Below are 16522 nucleotides of genomic sequence, written 5' to 3'. Positions count from 1 at the left end.
TCCCCCTAACAAAATACCTTTTATCAATATATTCATTATATCAAATGTATAAGGGAGTTTTATGTAAAAAAATCCAGTATTTTGCTAGAAACACACAAATGAAATAGCCCTCACTCGAGAACAAGGGCTACTCTATCTCACACGAAGTTACCTCTCCGTTTAATACAACCACTATATCAGACCGCTGTTCATCCGTAAAACGCTTTAAATTAGGTGGTCCAATCACAACAGATTCTTTAATAGGTGCAAGATCCTTAGCTAAATGTTCAGCATTAACACCGTAAGCGACTTGGAATACTTCTGGTGGGGTCATTCTAAGGACATCTGAACCCTCAGCTGTTTCAAATTGATCATTATTGAAGAAGAGATGTAAATGGGCTTCTTCTGATACAGCCGTAATCCAGTGCCACCAACCCATTGGAATAAATACCGTTTGCCCAGCTTTCGCTCGATAATTTTGCAGTTGATTCGTTTCTGGATTTAAAATAGAAGTAATTGCTTCTCCAGAAACGATGACATCTAATTCCCAAGCGTTTGGATGCCAATGTGGTTCCCTCATATGACCTTTCGTCATAAAAAGATCGACAAACGCTCCTCCAATCATTGCTGGTAATTGTGTTGAAGTCACTTCATAAGCAATATTTTTATCATCTCGTTTAAAAAATATATTTTCCCGTGAGTCAAAGAAAAGATTTGGTGTCCCAGAACTTTTCTTTAAGTTTTTATTATCTGGAACATATCCTGAATTAGCCATTCGATCCCTCTTTTCTATTCCCAACATTTCATACTTAACATTGTATCGTATGGAAGAAATCAAACTGATGTGCCTATCTACTATCGTTTTTACATAACAAAAAAACATGCTCCACAATGCTAGCATGTTTTGTGATATCCTTCACATTGTTTAACTAAAAAATAAACCTCTTTACTTACCATGATGTAACATTAAATCGCCAAGTTCTTCTTCAATATGATTTAACTTTGCAATCCCTTCTTTCCATTTGTGGATATAACGTGAAACTCCAAAAACAAATAAAGCAATAATAGTAGAAAGAATAATACCATATACGATAGCTACTGTACTCATAAGTTACACTTCCTTGTAATAGGTTATACATTTATTATATTCCTTTTTTTGATGAAATAGTGGAAATTCAAGTTATTGTAACAAAATTGATTTTTCTAATTATACAAAAAAACACCCTAATAGGAGAAACCCTAAAAACATTAAGATTCCTCCTATATTTAAATATTACTCCACACCAACAGAAACTGTTTCTGGCAATGTACTTCCACCATCAATTACAATGTGTGTTCCTGGTATGTAACTTGATTCGTCAGATGCAAGGAATCCAGCTAATTGTCCTACTTCTTCAATTTTCCCTAAACGTCCTAACGGAACACCTGAAGCGATTCCATCAATAACACTATTCGGTTCATTTGGATCAGACTTATTTGCAATTTGCTCTGCCATTGGCGTCATAATATAGCCTGAACAAATCGCATTTACCGTAATATGATGCTTGGCTACTTCACGTGCTAACGCTTTTGTAAATCCCCAAATAGCGGCCTTGGTTGTCGCATAAGCTGTTTCTCCTTCATCTGCAACTAGCGTTCCTGTTACAGAAGACATGTTCACGATTTTTCCATAGTTTTTCTCAATCATATATGGCAAGACTGCTTTAGAGAAGTTCCACACACCGTTAATATTTACTTGAAATTGAAAATCACGCATTTCATCTGACATCTCTAAAAAGTTAGCAAGACGAATAACTCCTGCGTTATTCACTAATATATCAATCTTCCCATATTTTTCGTATACATCTTTTTCTATTTCTTTTACAGCTGCAAAGTCAGTTACATCTACTTCGTAACTAGCTGCTTCTAACCCCTTACTAACAATTTCTTTTGCTGTTTCATGAACCTTTTCTGAAATATCAACAAGTAATACTTTCGCTCCTAATTCAGCAAATACATGGGAAATTCCAGCACCATTCCCCATTGCAGCACCGGTAACAAAAGCAACTTTTCCATCTAATTTTCTCATTTCATAGCCCCCTTATGATTTGTAGAAAACTTTTCCAATAACTTTATCATACCAAATATTTCCTGTGTTTTTTTATTTCTTTCATTTGTAAAAAATGTTCAAAAAGAAAGGCTGTCATAAAAATGACAGCCTCATACATACCTTTTCAAATACTATTCTATTAGTTTTTCTTCGCTTCTATTTTTTCTTGTGCATTTTCAGCTTTATCCAATACTTCTCCAGCTTTCTTCTGCTTTTCTTTTACTTCATCAATACTATCTACCGCTTTAATTACTTTATCAATTCCTTCTTCGTCCACTTTTTTCTGCTTTGCAATTCTTTCCTTTTCTTTTTTCTCAATGTCTTTTGCCTTTTGAAGCATATTTTCTGCGTTTGACTTTACAGATTTCTCAAGGGATGCATCCTTTTTCTTTTGTAATACTTGGTTCGCGTCATCCTTTGCTTCTAAATATTTACCATCTTTTAACGCCGTTGCACCATGATCCATCAGGCTAGCAACTTCTTTATAGGCTTTTACCTCGTTCGTAGATTTTTCTTTTTCTGCTTTTTCAAACCACATAATTGCGTCACTATATTTCTCATCTTTTAATGCCTGCATACCTGTATCAACTTGGATATCGTAATTACTGCTACATCCAGCCACTATAAACAGTACAAAAAGCATTACAACCATTTTGTATTTCATGTTGTTCTTCTCCCTCTCTCTTGCCATTCAACATGGATTTCTAAATTTAATTTATCATAACTAAAAAACACTTTCAAAAAAGAAAAAACTTCATTTCCTTCAAAATGAAGTTTTCCTAGAAAAACATTGTACATCTATGCTGATACATCCACTTGTTTTTTCACATCCATTTGTTTCATCCCTAATAATACTACCATCCATACTCCAATAGCCGAAATAACCATTACCATACTAGTTGGCATTATATCTAATAAAAATCCATACAAAATAATTCCAAGAGGCGTAATTGCCGTAGAAATTGTTTCAATTAATCCAAAAACCCGTCCTAGATATTGTGAATCAGTTGTTTTCTGAACATATACTTGAAGGGGAACATTGATGGAAATGCTCGTCATTCCAAAAATAAGCATAAAAATTATATAGTAAATAAAACTTACCGTCCCTGGAATTGTAACTAATAACGGAAATGCAGTACACAAATACAAACCCGCTAAGACAAATAAACTAATGCGAACCGCGCGAAATAAATTATTCATTTCCTTACGAACAGATAAAACAATTGATGCAACCAACATTCCTACCGCCAACATTCCTTCCACAACACCTAGTTGCTGAGACGATAAACGTAAGTTTTGAATGATAATATACGGAAGTGCAACAAACAGTGCACTGCCAAAGAAATTAATCCAAATAAACACTTTTAACATCGTATACATATCATCACGTCTTTTTACATATAAGAATCCTTCTTTAATACTGGATAAAAAATCAGCTTTCTTCTGTTCTGCTTGTACTTTATACAGATCAAATGCAATAAAGAACTGTACAATTACTGCTAAAAAAAATGTAATACCATTTAGAAGAAAAAAGAATTTCATTGAAAACAAACCAAACACTATTCCACCAATAACTGGTGCTAAAATAGTCGAAAGTGCTGTCGCTGTTTGGTTTAAAGAACTCGCTTGTTGAATACGTGCACTGTCAACTAAAGTTGGAATAGAAGCCGTAAAAGAAACAGAATAGAAACTTGCACATATCGATAACAGTGCTGCAGATACATAGATGAATAGAAGTGAAATGTCAAATAAAGTAGAAAGTGCAAACATCGTGAACATAATAAGACTACTTAATAAATCCGCACCAATAACAACCCACCGTCTGTTTATTCGGTCTGCCACAGCCCCTGCAATTGGTCCACATACCATTCTTGGAATAGAACCACAAATAAGCGTAATTGCAAAACCTACTCCTGATCCTGTTGTTTTTAAAACATATAACCCCATTGCAAACGTATAAATCCCTGCACCTAATAAAGAAGTCATTTTTCCAATCATCATCAAAATGATATTTCTCGTTGCGATTTTGATTCTTGGATCATTTTGACTTATACTTACATCCCCCATTACGCCACTCTCCCCTAAAAAGTTAAATTGTGTTAAACTTATTATATAATCATTTTTCGAATTTTTACAACAAAAAGTTTAATTGTATTTAACTTTTTTTATAATAAAGGAGCAACGATATGGCTACTCTTGGTGAAAAAATTAAAGCATTGCGAAAAGAAAAGCGTCTTACTCAGACACAATTAGCTGGCTCAGAGCTAACGAAAAGTATGCTGAGTCAAATTGAAAATGGGAAAGCAACACCTTCTATGAAGACATTACAATATCTTGCTAGTCAGCTTGAATGTGAAGCAAGTTTTTTACTAGAGGAGGACAACGAAGAAGTAACAAAGCTGATTCCAAAAATGGAACAAGCTATAAAAAATAATCAATTTGAAGAAGCGTATCGTACACTGCTACCTATTGTTCAAAAAGAACTACCACCTACTTTAAGTACAGCTCGTTTATATAAACAATTTATAAGCGTTGCATTTAATATGAAAGATTACAGCATACATTCCTATATTGAAAAAGCAGTAGAAATTTTTCAAAAGTATACTTTATATCGTGAAAGTACACAAACTAGTTTAAAGCTGTGTTATGTATTATTTGTCCATAAAAAATATAAAGAATGCCTAGAACTTCTTACCTCTATTCGAAAAGAGTATGAAGCAAAACAATTAGAAATGGATCTTATTATACAAATAGAATTATTCTTATGTGAGGCAATTGTTTTACTCGCATTTGGTGATTATGAAGGGTGCGAAAAAATTATCTTACAAGCTCTTGACTTCTCAAAAGAAAATCAAGTGTATTATAAAACAGATGAATTTTATCGAATTCTCTCCTACCAAAATGTAATAGTAGCAGATGAAAATAAATATCTACACTATATAAAAAAATCCGAACAATTTGCCGTTTTCACAGAAAATATTTTATCTATTGCGATTATAGATATATTAAAAGCTTATTATTATAATACAATAACAAATGAATATACATTAGCTCTCAAACATCTAGATTTATTTAGAACAAAACTTCAAGATAAACCGCTCTTTCAAGAGGACGGGGTTTATTACCTAGAAAAAGGAAAGGCTTTATACGGCCTTAAGCGATATGAAGCAGCATTAGAAACATTACAGCAAGCGACAATTCCAGATTATATGTTTCACCCACTAGACCAAGCATGGATTATAACTGGGGGGGCTTACCGTGCCCTTTGTTATATGGAACTCAAAAATAAGCAAAAGGCGCTTCAAGAAGCAACAGAAGCTTTTCATGCTATACAAGAATTCCCTGATTCGACATTTACTGTGTTTATTAAAGAAACATTACAAATAATACAAAAACTTTAAACCCTTCTCAAAATGGTATATTATTCCTCCTTTTCAGCAAAAATAATAAAGATGGGAGGAATGTAAGAATGAATGTACAACGTGCAAAAGAGCTTTCCGAGTCATCAGAACAAGCGCATGTTAGTTTTCAAGGCATGCCCGTTATGATTCAACATGTTGATGAAAGCAATGAAACCGCCCGCATATATGATGCAACGAATCCAGATCGCGAATTAACAGTTCCAGTTAATAGCCTAGAAGAAATATAAGAAACTCCACTTCAGTTTTATTTGAAGTGGGGTTTTTCTTGTATGCCGTATGATTTGTCTTTCCAAATATTTTTATCATCACTGCATGAATAACGTAAATTTCTATTTTTTCAACAGTTCTCCCAATACGGTCCGTGATATTTCTCAAAACATTTTTATACTCAAAAGACATACTATTCAATCTTTATGATATGATACAATCCATAAGTATATTTGGAGGGATACGATGAGGGATACAAAGCAAAGTAACGGACCTTATTATGCAGTTATATTCACTTCCCAGCTTTCACAAGACACGACTGATTATGGCGATGTCGCTGAAGAAATGGAAAAACTCGCTAAAGGGCAACCTGGCTTTATAAACGTTGACAGCGTACGGGATGCATCTGGTCTCGGTATTACAATTTCATATTGGGAGTCACTTGAAGCAATTAAACAATGGAGAGAAAATGCAGCACATACTATAGCAAGACAAAGAGGTCGTGAACAATGGTATGAAAGCTTTCATATGAAAATATGTGTTGTAGAAAGAGAATATAATTTTCAGAGGAAAGGTTTATAATCAATGAAGAACAAAGTAGCTTTGATTGTTGTTCACGAAATATACGGCATAAATCAGCATATGCAGGATGTCATATCCAGGTTTTCTTCACCACAGATAGATATCTTCTGCCCAAGTCTTTTACAGCTAGATGCTCCTTTTCATTATAATGATGAACAAAAAGCTTACTCCCATTTTATGCAAAACGTTGGATTTCAACATGGAAAAGAAAAAATTGAAGAAATGATTATACAGTTTTCAAAAAATTACCCATATATTGGACTCATAGGTTTTAGCATTGGCGCAACCATCTCTTGGCTATGCAGTAACAATCCAAAAGTTAATTTTATTATTGGCTGCTATGGCTCTCGCATACGAGACTACTCTTATATTATTCCTACATGTCCTACTCTTTTAATTTTTCCAGAAACAGAATTGAACTGTTCCATTTCTTCTCTTATTACGACATTGCAAAGACAAGACAACTCATTTCTACATATACAACAGTTCCCAGGAAATCATGGATTTCTGGATCCTTATACTACAAACTATAACGAACAATCTACAAAACAAGCATATGAAATGATTGATTCATTTCTTCTAAAAACTATAACGAAACAAATGTATTAAAGGAGTTTTGCTATGTCATTTACATTACTTTTACTTGCTTTCGTTATTCTAATCATTCTCATAACGTTAGCTTTCATTTTTACAACTCTTAAAAATCGTAAATATTTAAACCGTCCTTATCGACATTCCTTTATCGTTATGACCTTATTTCTTGGACATTGGATTTTAGTTTTGACTAGTTTTTATACATTACTCCCTTATTATATTAGCGATTTTATTTTTCTACCAATCTGGTATTTTCTTTGTATTTTAGGATTTATGGTTTTCATAAAAGAATGGAAAAATAATCGAATTATTTCTGTATCCGTCGGTGCTTTCTCTTTTATCAGTCTACTCTTCGGCATACTATTACAAGGAATTGCTAAAATGTAAGTTTGTTTTATAGGAGCTGATTTTTAAGAATCAGCTCCTTTTTCTACACGTAAATAGGAAGCATTTTGCAAACGATCGTTCCATCCATACAGGAATGAATAGATATAGTGCATAGGCTATAGCCATCCAAATTGCGAAAGATAGAACTTGTTGTGATGAAAGCGTCGAAAAAATACTAGAGGAAGAATAAAGAATGAAAGTATCTAAAAACAACCCTATCCCGATGCCGAAAATCCCCCACCTAACTTCTTTACTTTTTCTGAATTTTGAGGTGGGGTCTTACTGCACGTTAACGCGGGATAAATAAAAAGAGGAAGAAAAGCCTAAAATCAACCTCTCTTCCCTCTATTTTTTTTATGAGATTGTATTGTCATGGAATCACAAGGTGTGTAGTAAATTTGTGGAGTTGCTTTATTAACAAGCATTGTAAAAGTAAGCAGACCAATGATGAAGAAGATAAAAACTATAAACAAAATAGCACCTATCGTTAAAAGAATCATAACACCACCCCTATTTTTTTCATGATATTACACTCTTCGATATACTATGAAAGAAATCCTTGTTATATAAACAAACGTAACAAAATAATCACAATCACCCCAGTTAACACTGTTCCTAACAGGCTACGTGTATAAACAGCAACAAAGAATGTCGGAATTGCTGCCATTATATAATCCCATTGCATCGTTTTATTCATAAAGAGCACTTCAGCAAGGAGCGCCGCCAATATAGCAATTGGTATATAACTTAACCATTTTAATCCCCAATCTGGAATTTGTATTTTACTAAATACAATGAGCGGTAATAGGCGCGGAATTAAAGTAACCAGACCTGCTCCAATTAAGAGTAATAACACATCGATTCTTACTTCCATCTTTCAATCACCACCCCTATTGTCGCTGCCGTAAGTGTTGCAATTATAACTGCTACGCTTGCCGGAACGAAAAAATGTATGCTATATGCGATTACAATTGCCACAATCGCAACACTGAGATGAATGACTAATTTTGGATGACTACTCATTAACTGCAGGACAAATAATCCAATAAACATAGCTGGTAAAGCATAATCCATACCATACGTATGAGGGTTTGGTATCCACTCACCAAAAATACCACCGATGACATTCGCAATGATCCAGTTTAAATATGCTGTCACATTTAAACCAAGCATCCATCTCTCGCTTAGATACTTCTTTTTTGAAGCTTGCTGAACCGCAAGACCAAATGTTTCATCTGTAATTTGCGAGCCAATTATCATATTTTTCAAGAAAGGAACCTTCATTAAATAGGGGGCAAGCGCAGCACTCATTAACAGATGACGTAGATTGACAAAAAATACGGTGAAAATAATTGCAGAAGTAGGTGCTCCAGCGGCAAACATACCAGCCAGTATAAATTGTGAGGAACCAGCATAAATCAAAGTAGACATTAATGCTATTTCTGCTAACGAAAACCCTGCTGTTTTTTCAATTACACCAGCTGCGATACCAATACTTAAATACCCTAGTACAGTTGGTAAACAATCTTTCACTCCTTGTTGAAATGTTTCATTCCCGTGCATTGTCATCTGTACTTCAGCCCTTGCCATCACTCTTCCCCCTTCGTTTCTTGCATCAAGCGTTTACCCGTTACAACGTGAACTAAATCTGCATTACCACGCCATAATGCATCTAATTTATCAGGACCAAATTCCTGTGTAATTTCTTCAACCATAATGTCATGACGAATATATTCTGTTGCGACAAGCACTAGCGCTGGATCATATGTTGTAACAGCCCATGATGTACTATGTTCTGAAAAATTGGCAATAAGCACCTCTTTTCCATCTCGTGCAACAATTGTTAAATGCCCTCCCATCCGCTCTTTCACAACATCTGGAATCATATAATTATGATGAAATGTTGTTCCTATTTTTGTTTGAGGTGCCCCAAAAAGTATCGAAAAAACATGTACACCTTCTTGTTCCTTTTTGTGAATAAGAGGCCCCAGCTCGCTCACTTGCTGTTCCCATACAGAAATCCATAACTCTTCTTCTGCACGCTCAATAATGTTACTTATTTCCTTTAAAATTCGTTCATCCGTACGAATATGAGAGATTACATCTACTTGACGCTCCTGCTCTAAACAATTTAACTTCTGATCAAGGAAATCAAATGACTTTTCAAAATCTTGTCGCATTCGATTCATTAACTCACTTGCCGATACTGGAACGTACTTAACTGGTTCTGATGGTACTAAATGCACTGCGCCTTTATCCATCAATTTCCCAAGTACCTCATAAATCATGGAACGCGGTACACCCGTTTGTTTACTAATTTCATATCCTGTCGCAGGATAATGTTTTAATAAACCGATGTATGCTTTACATTCATATTGTGAAAACCCTAACTTTTGCAATTCTTTCATGACTTCATCCACTGTAATCCCTCACTTCAATTTACCTCTATTTGCATTTACATGACAGCGCGTACATCAAAACGACGATTTTGCTTTCTTTACTTTTACAACTTCAAAAGTATTCTCACCTTATGTAAGTACGCCTGTATCGCATTCTTGTCCTCCGCCAGTTGGATAAAATATCGTTTCTTTTACAAATACTCGGTTTCCATCCACTCTTGTTACTTCTGTTTGACAGTTTTTTTATATGTATCCTGTAAAAATAATGCCTCTGTCATATCCCTACTCCTTTAGTAGTTATTGCTATACCTACTAATATAAAAAGAAAAAAATGTATAGTTAATAAAATTCTGAATTTTAATTCAATTAACAAGTAATAAGCTACCTTTAAAACAAGATAGCTTATTACATTTATCCCGCTGCTAATCCTCAGCGAAGGTTTTCTTCCTCTTTACTAAGAGCTCGATACATTATATTTCCATATACTTATTTAAGTTTCTCATATTCCTTCAAAGCATTTTGTAAAGTTAAAGTTAATGGTTCTGGAAGACTATCTAATGAAAACCACCCCACTTCACTAATAGCATGTTGTTCCAGATTTTCTGCTATCCCATTAGTTACTTTTGCAATATACGTCGGACATACCCAATGTGCTTCTTCTTCAGGTAAAATGTGATTCGTCACACATAATAACGATGTGAGTTCAATTTCTAACCCTACCTCTTCTTGAATCTCCCTGACAACTGTATCTTCTGCTGTTTCCATCCATTCCACTTTTCCACCTGGGAGACTCCAGTGTGCTTGCTCTGGTGCCTTCTTTCTCCGTACAAGTAATAACTCGCCTTGCTCGTTTAAAAGAAACGCTCCAACACCGACGCGTGGATGTAACTTTTGGTTCATATTAAATTCTCCTCTTAATTTGTAAGTTTTCTTGATTTTAACATAAAAATAATAGAGCTACTTTCTATCAGCTTCATAAAAAACAATAGAAAGTAGCTCTCATTGTTTCATAGATATTATTTGTTCTTTTGTATCCATTTTGTCATGATGAAGTTTGTTTTTCTCCAAATATTGTTTACACATATTCACAAAAGCTGGTAATGTTCGAATTTGATCAATATCAGAGCTCTCAATAAAACGATTCATTTGATTTGTCATTTCGTCCATACTAGAAATAACCTCTTCTTTTTCATATCTCAATCTCTCATTTTCAGCACGAAGATTTTGAAGCTCTTTCTGTATCTCATGTGTATTATTTTCTTTTGTATGCCCAGCTGCCATACTCGAAAGTTTGTAAATCCCTTCCATAAATTGATATAGTTCTTGTTTCTTGCCCTCTACACCAATTGTTTCAAAATTATCGACAATCCCTGATAATATAGTAACCAGATTATTCTCTGTCTTTTCACTTTGGACCACTATACTTTTTACTCTATTCTCCTTCTCACAAACATACTGTTCTGGCTCGTGCTTTTTCTTACGCCCCGGCTTACCCTTTTTTATATTTTCAAATGGCAGCTCTTGATTTTTTAATTTATAATACGTATTCTGCAGTTGACTTTCTGTTTTCGGAAATAATTGTAGATTCTCTTTACTAATTGCCTTTGAAGTATCTGAAATATTTAAATTGTAATGCTGACAAAATTGATACGTAGCATATAAAAGTTCTAATTCAGATTTCAACCACATCATTTGAGATTGTTCGTATGCAAATAAACCACCCATTTTTTCAATCTCTCTTTGAAAAGCTATCATTTTATCATATAAGTCCATTAATTCTGCATACGTCACATGGAACTCTCTTTCTATTTTTCTACATTCCACTTCCACTTTCTGAATATTTTTCATTCCATTTACAATATTTTTCAAAAGATCTAGTACATGAATTGCTGTCTGTTGGTACATTTTATATTCACTCCCACTCAGCATTTTTGCAATTTCAACTTCTTCTTTGTCTTTTGTAAAAATAAAAAAATATTATGGAAATATTTTATAATATTTCTGAATTATTAGTCAAACGAACGTAAAATTGACACATTCTATTTTTATATTAATATTAGTTTATAGCAATATGAGGGGGATCCATATGGAACATAACATTTTAAAAGTCATTGCACTAGCAGAAAAACTTAAATACGAAATGCGACATAGCTGGCTTTCTAATGGTCGACAAGAGAGTGTTGCGGAACATACGTGGCGTATGTCCCTTATGGCTGTTTTAGTTCAGCCTTATTTAGATAAAGAAGTAAACATGGAAAAACTATTAAAGATGGTTATTATCCATGATCTCGTGGAAGCAGAAGCCGGGGATATTCCTGCTTTTGACACAATGAACAGCGAACAATTACAATTACAAAAACAAGAAAATGAACAAAAAGCCATTTTGAATATTAAACATACATTAGAAGGCCCTCTTGGGGACGAACTGTACAATTTATGGATAGAGTTTGAAGCAAAAGAAACATACGAAGCGAAAGTGGCAAATGCTCTTGATAAACTAGAAGTTAAAATTCAGCATAACGAAGCCGATATCGATACTTGGATTCCCATCGAACATAAAATGACGTTCCAAGTTTCCAAACATACTGACTTTGACTCATTCTTATCAAAATTACAAAAAATTATTGAACAAGAAGGCGAAAAAAAATTAATTGCTGCTGGCATTGATGTCGAGGCATGCAAACAGTAGCAACTCACTGTTTTTCATACTTTTTTGCAGATGATTAAAGAAGTATATACCGTTTTATAGAATATTAAATTACAAAAGGTGACACACATTAATGATGTACAATGTGTGTCACCTTTTAATTTTTATGTTTTCACTTTTTATGCTTGGATAACATTTCAGTTGCCATCTTTTCCTGTCAAAATCTTTTAAGATAGTTAAAGAGTTCTCTTTAACTCATAACACCATTATCTTTGAATGAATACCATTTTCCATCAATGAAATGTTTACCTATCGCCATTGCACCGTTAGACTGTAAATAATACCAATTCCCATTCTCTTGTAACCAGCCTGTTTTCATCATGCCATCTGCATTCATGTAGTACCATGTATTATTATCTTGTACCCAACCTGTTTTCATCTTAGCACCAACAAAGTAATACCAGCTTTCTTTATAGCTTAGCCAGCCATTATAAGCAGCTCCGTTTCCGCTGAAATAATGCCAATGGTTGTCAATTAAATTCCAACCTGTTGCCATTGATCCATCAGAAAGGAAATAATTACCATCTGGATGTGAACCTATCCAACCTAATAGCATTTTATTATTATCTGGATTTAAAAAGTATGTCTTACCATTATATTCAAGAAAATCCCAATGTAGCTTTCCACCTTGGTGAACGTAATACCAATCTCCCTCATACTGAACCCATCCTTCATTGGTATATAGCGCACCGTCTGCTCCTAATAAGTAACCATTATATTGCTCTTCAATACGACCCGTTTTCATTTTTCCGTTTGCATCAAAGTAGTACCATTTTCCTCCATCTTGTAACCAACCAGTTTTCTTCATACCATTTTGATCATAGAAATACCATGTGTCTCCATCTTTTACCCAACCACTTTGTTGCATTTTCTGTGCTGCTTTTGGAGCATTTTGTTTCACATTCTCTTGTTTTTCTGCATGTGATACTGCAGGAACTACAAACATTGCAGACATTAAAACCGGCAAAATAACTTCCTTCATTTTCCATATCCCCTAAATAATGTTTAATTTTTGTTTTTATTTCCACAAAGAGAATTGTATTATTATATACAAATATAATCAATACTTTTTTGTAATGAAATCGTAATATTTTTAACTTCACAGAAAATATATTCATTTAAAAGTAACTTTAGATGCATTTTTGAGATATTAAACAGATTAATGTATACTTTTTGTAATATAAAATAAAAAGAATGGAGAATATTTCATACTTTTGTATGAATCATTCTCCATTCTTTTTATTGATTTAACCTAGAAGGACATAGATTACAATTACAAATAAGAACAATATATTATCTAAAGAGGAGGATTATTTATGATCAAAGGATTATACGAATCACATCTACCCGTTCGCAGCCTAGAAAGATCCATACCATTCTATGAATCATTGGGATTAAAACTATATAAAAGATATGAGGATACTGCCTTCTTTTGGATTGTAGAAGAACAAAGTTGGCTCGGACTTTGGGAAGGAGAAGAATATAAAACGCCGTATCATCCTTCCCTTCGCCATATTGCGTTTCAAGTAGACTTCGAGTTTCTTCATACATCTATTAAGTGGCTGAAAGACCGAAATATTACGCCCGTTCCATTTAGTAATCGAACTCCATTGGACCTTTTGTTCGCCCTAACCAAGGCAATGCTTCTGTCTATTTTAAAGATCCAGATGATAATAGTATTGAGTTTATTAGTTTTGTTAATGTTCCAGATGAACTAAAACATATTACAGAAAAACTTTCTTTAGAAGAGTGGACTACACTATCACGATCCTATTTGTAGATGATTTAATAACTAGATATCATCGGTACCTCACTGGGCAATATGATTGCTCAAATAATTAATGTGAAGGCTTTTTTATTAATAGTGTTTCTCCCATCATTTTGGCATTACACATTTATAAAGAAAAGTGACTTTTACAAGTCGCTTTTCTACATCAAATATTTCAAAGTTAAAAGTACACCCACTGCAATTACAAATATATTGAAAAAAATATACCAAGCAGAAAAAGAACAAATACATTCTTTTCCCTTGAGGTATTTCTTATTTTCTTTAGTCAAATTAAAATTGATACTCATATACAATGTAATCAAAAATGTTTGTAAACCCTAAGCCCTCTGCCACAGCAATTGAAGGTTTATTCACTTCCATACAATCCCAATAGGGCACATACCCTTGTTTGAAACATTCTTGAACAAATTTATGTGCGACTTTCTTGGCAAGATTCTTCCCTCTATGTTCCAAAATTGTCTCGATATTTACCGCATGCATATTCCCACTTACAAATCCTGAAAAACAAAGACTCACCACTTGATCCTCATGCAAAATCACATACCCAATTCCTTTTTCAAAAAATGATTCCACCGAATTCCAAAATGATGTAATTTGTGAAACGAAAAATGATTGCTTGAGCAAAGAGTATGTCACAAGATTTTCCTTCGTTACTTTTAATACTGTATATACCTCATCAATGATTGGTTCATTATATGCTTTGTACGCACTTTCATATAATTTGTATACTTTTTGATTGGATTCCTCGTATGATTGTTCACATAATATTTCTCTAATTGTACGATCCCACCCTACTTGATGACCAAATCCTTCAAACCACTTCAAGTCCAAACAGGCTGCTTCTTGTGCAATTTGTTCCCTTAAAACCTTTTTTATTTCAAGGTTAAACATTTTGTTATTTGCCTCACCAATAAATACAAAACCATCTAAATTTCCAAGCCAAACTAAACCAGACCGTGGTTCGCTCGCATTGTCAACAAATATACGGCCCGAATTATTCCCTTCAATGATAGCTTGCACTTCTATATGCCTTTCCTTTTGTAGAAGATGTTTGCAATTCATAAACTGGTCTTTCTGCAATTCGTATATCATCTTTTTTCTTTCCTTTCATGTGTATCAGCGCTTAGGTTTCATCACCTGCTGTACAATCTATGAATCCCTGCAATAACTTTCTATCTTCTAGAAAAGAAAGGGTAATACCTGCTATTTCTTCACTGCTTTTCCAAGCCACTTCATAAATTAATCCATCTGGATCGCATATTTCTTTATTTCCTCCAATCACTTCTACCTCATAATACACAATGTGAACATCATATCCATTACTATTCCCCTTCTTTTCGTACATACTTTTAATGACACGTACATCATATCCCGTTTCCTCTTTCACTTCTCGTATACAACACTCCTCAAATGTTTCCTCTTCCAATTTCCCACCAGATGGAATAGACCATTTTAGTTCTGCTTCTTTTACATCTGGGCGCCCTTGCAATACCATTAACAATTTCCCATCATTATTTTTACATAATGCCGCTGCACCTTGAAATATTCCCATTTCTCTCTCCCCATTCCTTAAAATAAAACCATATTTCCTGTTCGTTTCGCATGCTTTTCTGCTTTTCGAACAAGCACATATGATATTCCAATTAAAATGATTAATAAGCTAGCTAATAAACCTAACTCTGGAAATACATTTATAATACTTTTTCCTTCCATTAATAATGAACGGAAAATTTGAAGTACATACGTTAATGGAAACAAAGCTGCTAGTACTTTGCCCCATAGTGGTAATACAACAATGGGAATGCGTACACCCGCAAAAAATTGCATCGGTTCTTCTAATATTGTAAATAGAATACTAGCATCTCGTGAAAATAAAAAAATCGTATTTAAGCACCCCCCCCACACAACAGCCGAAATACATAAAATCATAAAAGCAAATACAATATTTTCAACTGGTCGTATCGGTGTGTCATTCAGAAACAATGCGATGAGAATCGAAAACATCGTAAACATCCATACTCCTTCTATTAAATTTGCTCCTGCCCGGCAATACATCATCCATACACGCGATGCTGGTGTTAAAAATATAAGTTCAAGTGTTCCATTTTGGCGTTCCCATGACATTTGCCATGCCGATTGAACGAGGCTCCAAAAGAAAACATATCCAATATAACCTGTAAGGAGAAAAAAACTAATCTGCTTTGGATCCATCCATTTGGCAAGTGTACTACTATTTGAAGTATCAAATGGCTTCACCGAAAAATAAGCAGTTGCAAATAATAAAACCGGCCAAATGAATAAAGAAAAATAAACCATCTTACTATGAAAATGATTGCGGTGACTTTTTTTCCATTCTGCAAAAAACAT

General features: G+C 34.0%; 20 protein-coding genes and 4 pseudogenes. 7 read left to right on the top strand and 17 right to left on the bottom strand.

Annotation, left to right across the window (positions count from 1 at the left end; translation table 11 throughout):
- Positions 1-127: 127 nt before the first annotated feature.
- The 5 genes from C564_RS0102835 to C564_RS0102810 all read right to left on the bottom strand — a co-directional run bounded on the left by C564_RS0102835 (position 128) and on the right by C564_RS0102810 (position 4135).
- Positions 128-754: a cupin domain-containing protein gene (locus C564_RS0102835; RefSeq protein ID WP_003196576.1), complete on the bottom strand. Its 627-nt coding sequence runs from the start codon at positions 752-754 to the stop codon at positions 128-130.
- A gap of 171 nt (positions 755-925) precedes the next feature.
- Positions 926-1087: a hypothetical protein gene (locus tag C564_RS0102830; protein ID WP_003196574.1), complete on the bottom strand. Its 162-nt coding sequence runs from the start codon at positions 1085-1087 to the stop codon at positions 926-928.
- Between the two features lie 165 nt (positions 1088-1252).
- On the bottom strand, positions 1253-2047 hold the full coding sequence (gene ucpA / locus C564_RS0102825; protein WP_018764355.1) for an SDR family oxidoreductase UcpA: 795 nt from the start codon (positions 2045-2047) through the stop codon (positions 1253-1255).
- 160 nt (positions 2048-2207) lie between these two features.
- Positions 2208-2732: a DUF4398 domain-containing protein gene (locus tag C564_RS0102820; protein ID WP_018764354.1), complete on the bottom strand. Its 525-nt coding sequence runs from the start codon at positions 2730-2732 to the stop codon at positions 2208-2210.
- 134 nt (positions 2733-2866) lie between these two features.
- On the bottom strand, positions 2867-4135 hold the full coding sequence (locus tag C564_RS0102810) for an MFS transporter (protein ID WP_018764353.1): 1269 nt from the start codon (positions 4133-4135) through the stop codon (positions 2867-2869).
- 119 nt (positions 4136-4254) lie between these two features.
- Between C564_RS0102810 and C564_RS0102805 the strand changes: the two genes are divergently transcribed.
- The 5 genes from C564_RS0102805 (at position 4255) to C564_RS0102780 (ending at position 7260) form a co-directional block, all read left to right on the top strand.
- Positions 4255-5469, top strand: coding sequence for a helix-turn-helix domain-containing protein (locus tag C564_RS0102805; RefSeq protein ID WP_018764352.1), 1215 nt, complete (start codon positions 4255-4257; stop codon positions 5467-5469).
- A gap of 68 nt (positions 5470-5537) precedes the next feature.
- A complete protein-coding gene (locus C564_RS0102800) occupies positions 5538-5717 on the top strand; it encodes an H-type small acid-soluble spore protein (protein WP_006094378.1) in 180 nt (59 codons plus the stop codon).
- A gap of 226 nt (positions 5718-5943) precedes the next feature.
- Positions 5944-6279 carry an antibiotic biosynthesis monooxygenase family protein gene (locus C564_RS0102790; protein ID WP_018764351.1) on the top strand — a complete coding sequence of 112 codons (336 nt, stop codon included), beginning with the start codon at positions 5944-5946 and terminating at the stop codon, positions 6277-6279.
- Between the two features lie 3 nt (positions 6280-6282).
- Entirely contained in the window at positions 6283-6888 is a 606-nt protein-coding gene (locus C564_RS0102785) for a dienelactone hydrolase family protein (protein WP_018764350.1), read from the top strand.
- A gap of 12 nt (positions 6889-6900) precedes the next feature.
- Positions 6901-7260 carry a hypothetical protein gene (locus tag C564_RS0102780; RefSeq protein ID WP_018764349.1) on the top strand — a complete coding sequence of 120 codons (360 nt, stop codon included), beginning with the start codon at positions 6901-6903 and terminating at the stop codon, positions 7258-7260.
- Positions 7261-7290: 30 nt separating this feature from the next.
- Here C564_RS0102780 and C564_RS37280 read toward each other — a convergent pair.
- From C564_RS37280 to C564_RS0102745, 8 genes and pseudogenes are all read right to left on the bottom strand, one after another.
- Positions 7291-7506, bottom strand: a pseudogene (locus C564_RS37280) (hypothetical protein); the annotation flags it as partial.
- A gap of 83 nt (positions 7507-7589) precedes the next feature.
- The gene (locus C564_RS34315; RefSeq protein ID WP_018764348.1) at positions 7590-7760 is read right to left on the bottom strand and encodes a DUF3951 domain-containing protein; all 171 of its coding nucleotides are present in this window, start codon (positions 7758-7760) and stop codon (positions 7590-7592) included.
- Positions 7761-7822: 62 nt separating this feature from the next.
- A complete protein-coding gene (locus tag C564_RS0102770; protein WP_018764347.1) occupies positions 7823-8134 on the bottom strand; it encodes an AzlD domain-containing protein in 312 nt (103 codons plus the stop codon).
- Entirely contained in the window at positions 8125-8850 is a 726-nt protein-coding gene (locus tag C564_RS0102765) for an AzlC family ABC transporter permease (RefSeq protein ID WP_003196550.1), read from the bottom strand. The genes C564_RS0102770 and C564_RS0102765 overlap by 10 nt, the downstream gene beginning before the upstream one ends.
- A complete protein-coding gene (locus tag C564_RS0102760) occupies positions 8850-9680 on the bottom strand; it encodes a TrmB family transcriptional regulator (protein ID WP_018764346.1) in 831 nt (276 codons plus the stop codon). The genes C564_RS0102765 and C564_RS0102760 overlap by 1 nt, the downstream gene beginning before the upstream one ends.
- A gap of 111 nt (positions 9681-9791) precedes the next feature.
- Positions 9792-9937: pseudogene (locus tag C564_RS37275) on the bottom strand (alanyl-tRNA editing protein); the annotation flags it as partial.
- Positions 9938-10145: 208 nt separating this feature from the next.
- A complete protein-coding gene (locus C564_RS0102750; RefSeq protein ID WP_003206653.1) occupies positions 10146-10559 on the bottom strand; it encodes an NUDIX domain-containing protein in 414 nt (137 codons plus the stop codon).
- Positions 10560-10658: 99 nt separating this feature from the next.
- Positions 10659-11564 (bottom strand): DNA-binding domain-containing protein, encoded by a 906-nt coding sequence (locus tag C564_RS0102745; RefSeq protein WP_018764345.1) that lies wholly within the window; start codon positions 11562-11564, stop codon positions 10659-10661.
- Between the two features lie 181 nt (positions 11565-11745).
- Between C564_RS0102745 and C564_RS0102740 the strand changes: the two genes are divergently transcribed.
- Positions 11746-12348, top strand: a complete 603-nt coding sequence (locus tag C564_RS0102740; RefSeq protein WP_018764344.1) for an HD domain-containing protein — start codon at positions 11746-11748, stop codon at positions 12346-12348.
- A gap of 214 nt (positions 12349-12562) precedes the next feature.
- Here the strand turns inward: C564_RS0102740 and C564_RS0102735 are convergent.
- A pseudogene (locus C564_RS0102735) lies at positions 12563-13348 on the bottom strand (nucleoside triphosphate hydrolase); the annotation flags it as partial.
- A gap of 334 nt (positions 13349-13682) precedes the next feature.
- On the opposite strand from C564_RS0102735, the pseudogene C564_RS33280 reads away from it, so the two are divergent.
- A pseudogene (locus C564_RS33280) lies at positions 13683-14146 on the top strand (VOC family protein).
- Positions 14147-14425: 279 nt separating this feature from the next.
- Here C564_RS33280 and C564_RS0102725 read toward each other — a convergent pair.
- From C564_RS0102725 to C564_RS0102715, 3 genes are read right to left on the bottom strand one after another with little or no spacing between them, the layout of a single operon-like run.
- Positions 14426-15247 (bottom strand): GNAT family N-acetyltransferase, encoded by an 822-nt coding sequence (locus C564_RS0102725; RefSeq protein ID WP_018764342.1) that lies wholly within the window; start codon positions 15245-15247, stop codon positions 14426-14428.
- 31 nt (positions 15248-15278) lie between these two features.
- Entirely contained in the window at positions 15279-15707 is a 429-nt protein-coding gene (locus C564_RS0102720; protein ID WP_003196533.1) for an NUDIX hydrolase, read from the bottom strand.
- 17 nt (positions 15708-15724) lie between these two features.
- Positions 15725-16522 carry an ABC transporter permease gene (locus C564_RS0102715; protein WP_018764341.1) on the bottom strand — a complete coding sequence of 266 codons (798 nt, stop codon included), beginning with the start codon at positions 16520-16522 and terminating at the stop codon, positions 15725-15727.

The organism is Bacillus sp. 105MF (genome assembly GCF_000374885.1).
In the GTDB taxonomy this organism is placed as follows: Bacteria; Bacillota; Bacilli; order Bacillales; family Bacillaceae_G; genus Bacillus_A; species Bacillus_A pseudomycoides.
The sequence above is the reverse complement of the archived record's forward strand: the minus strand, read 5'-3'. Positions and strand labels throughout refer to the sequence as shown.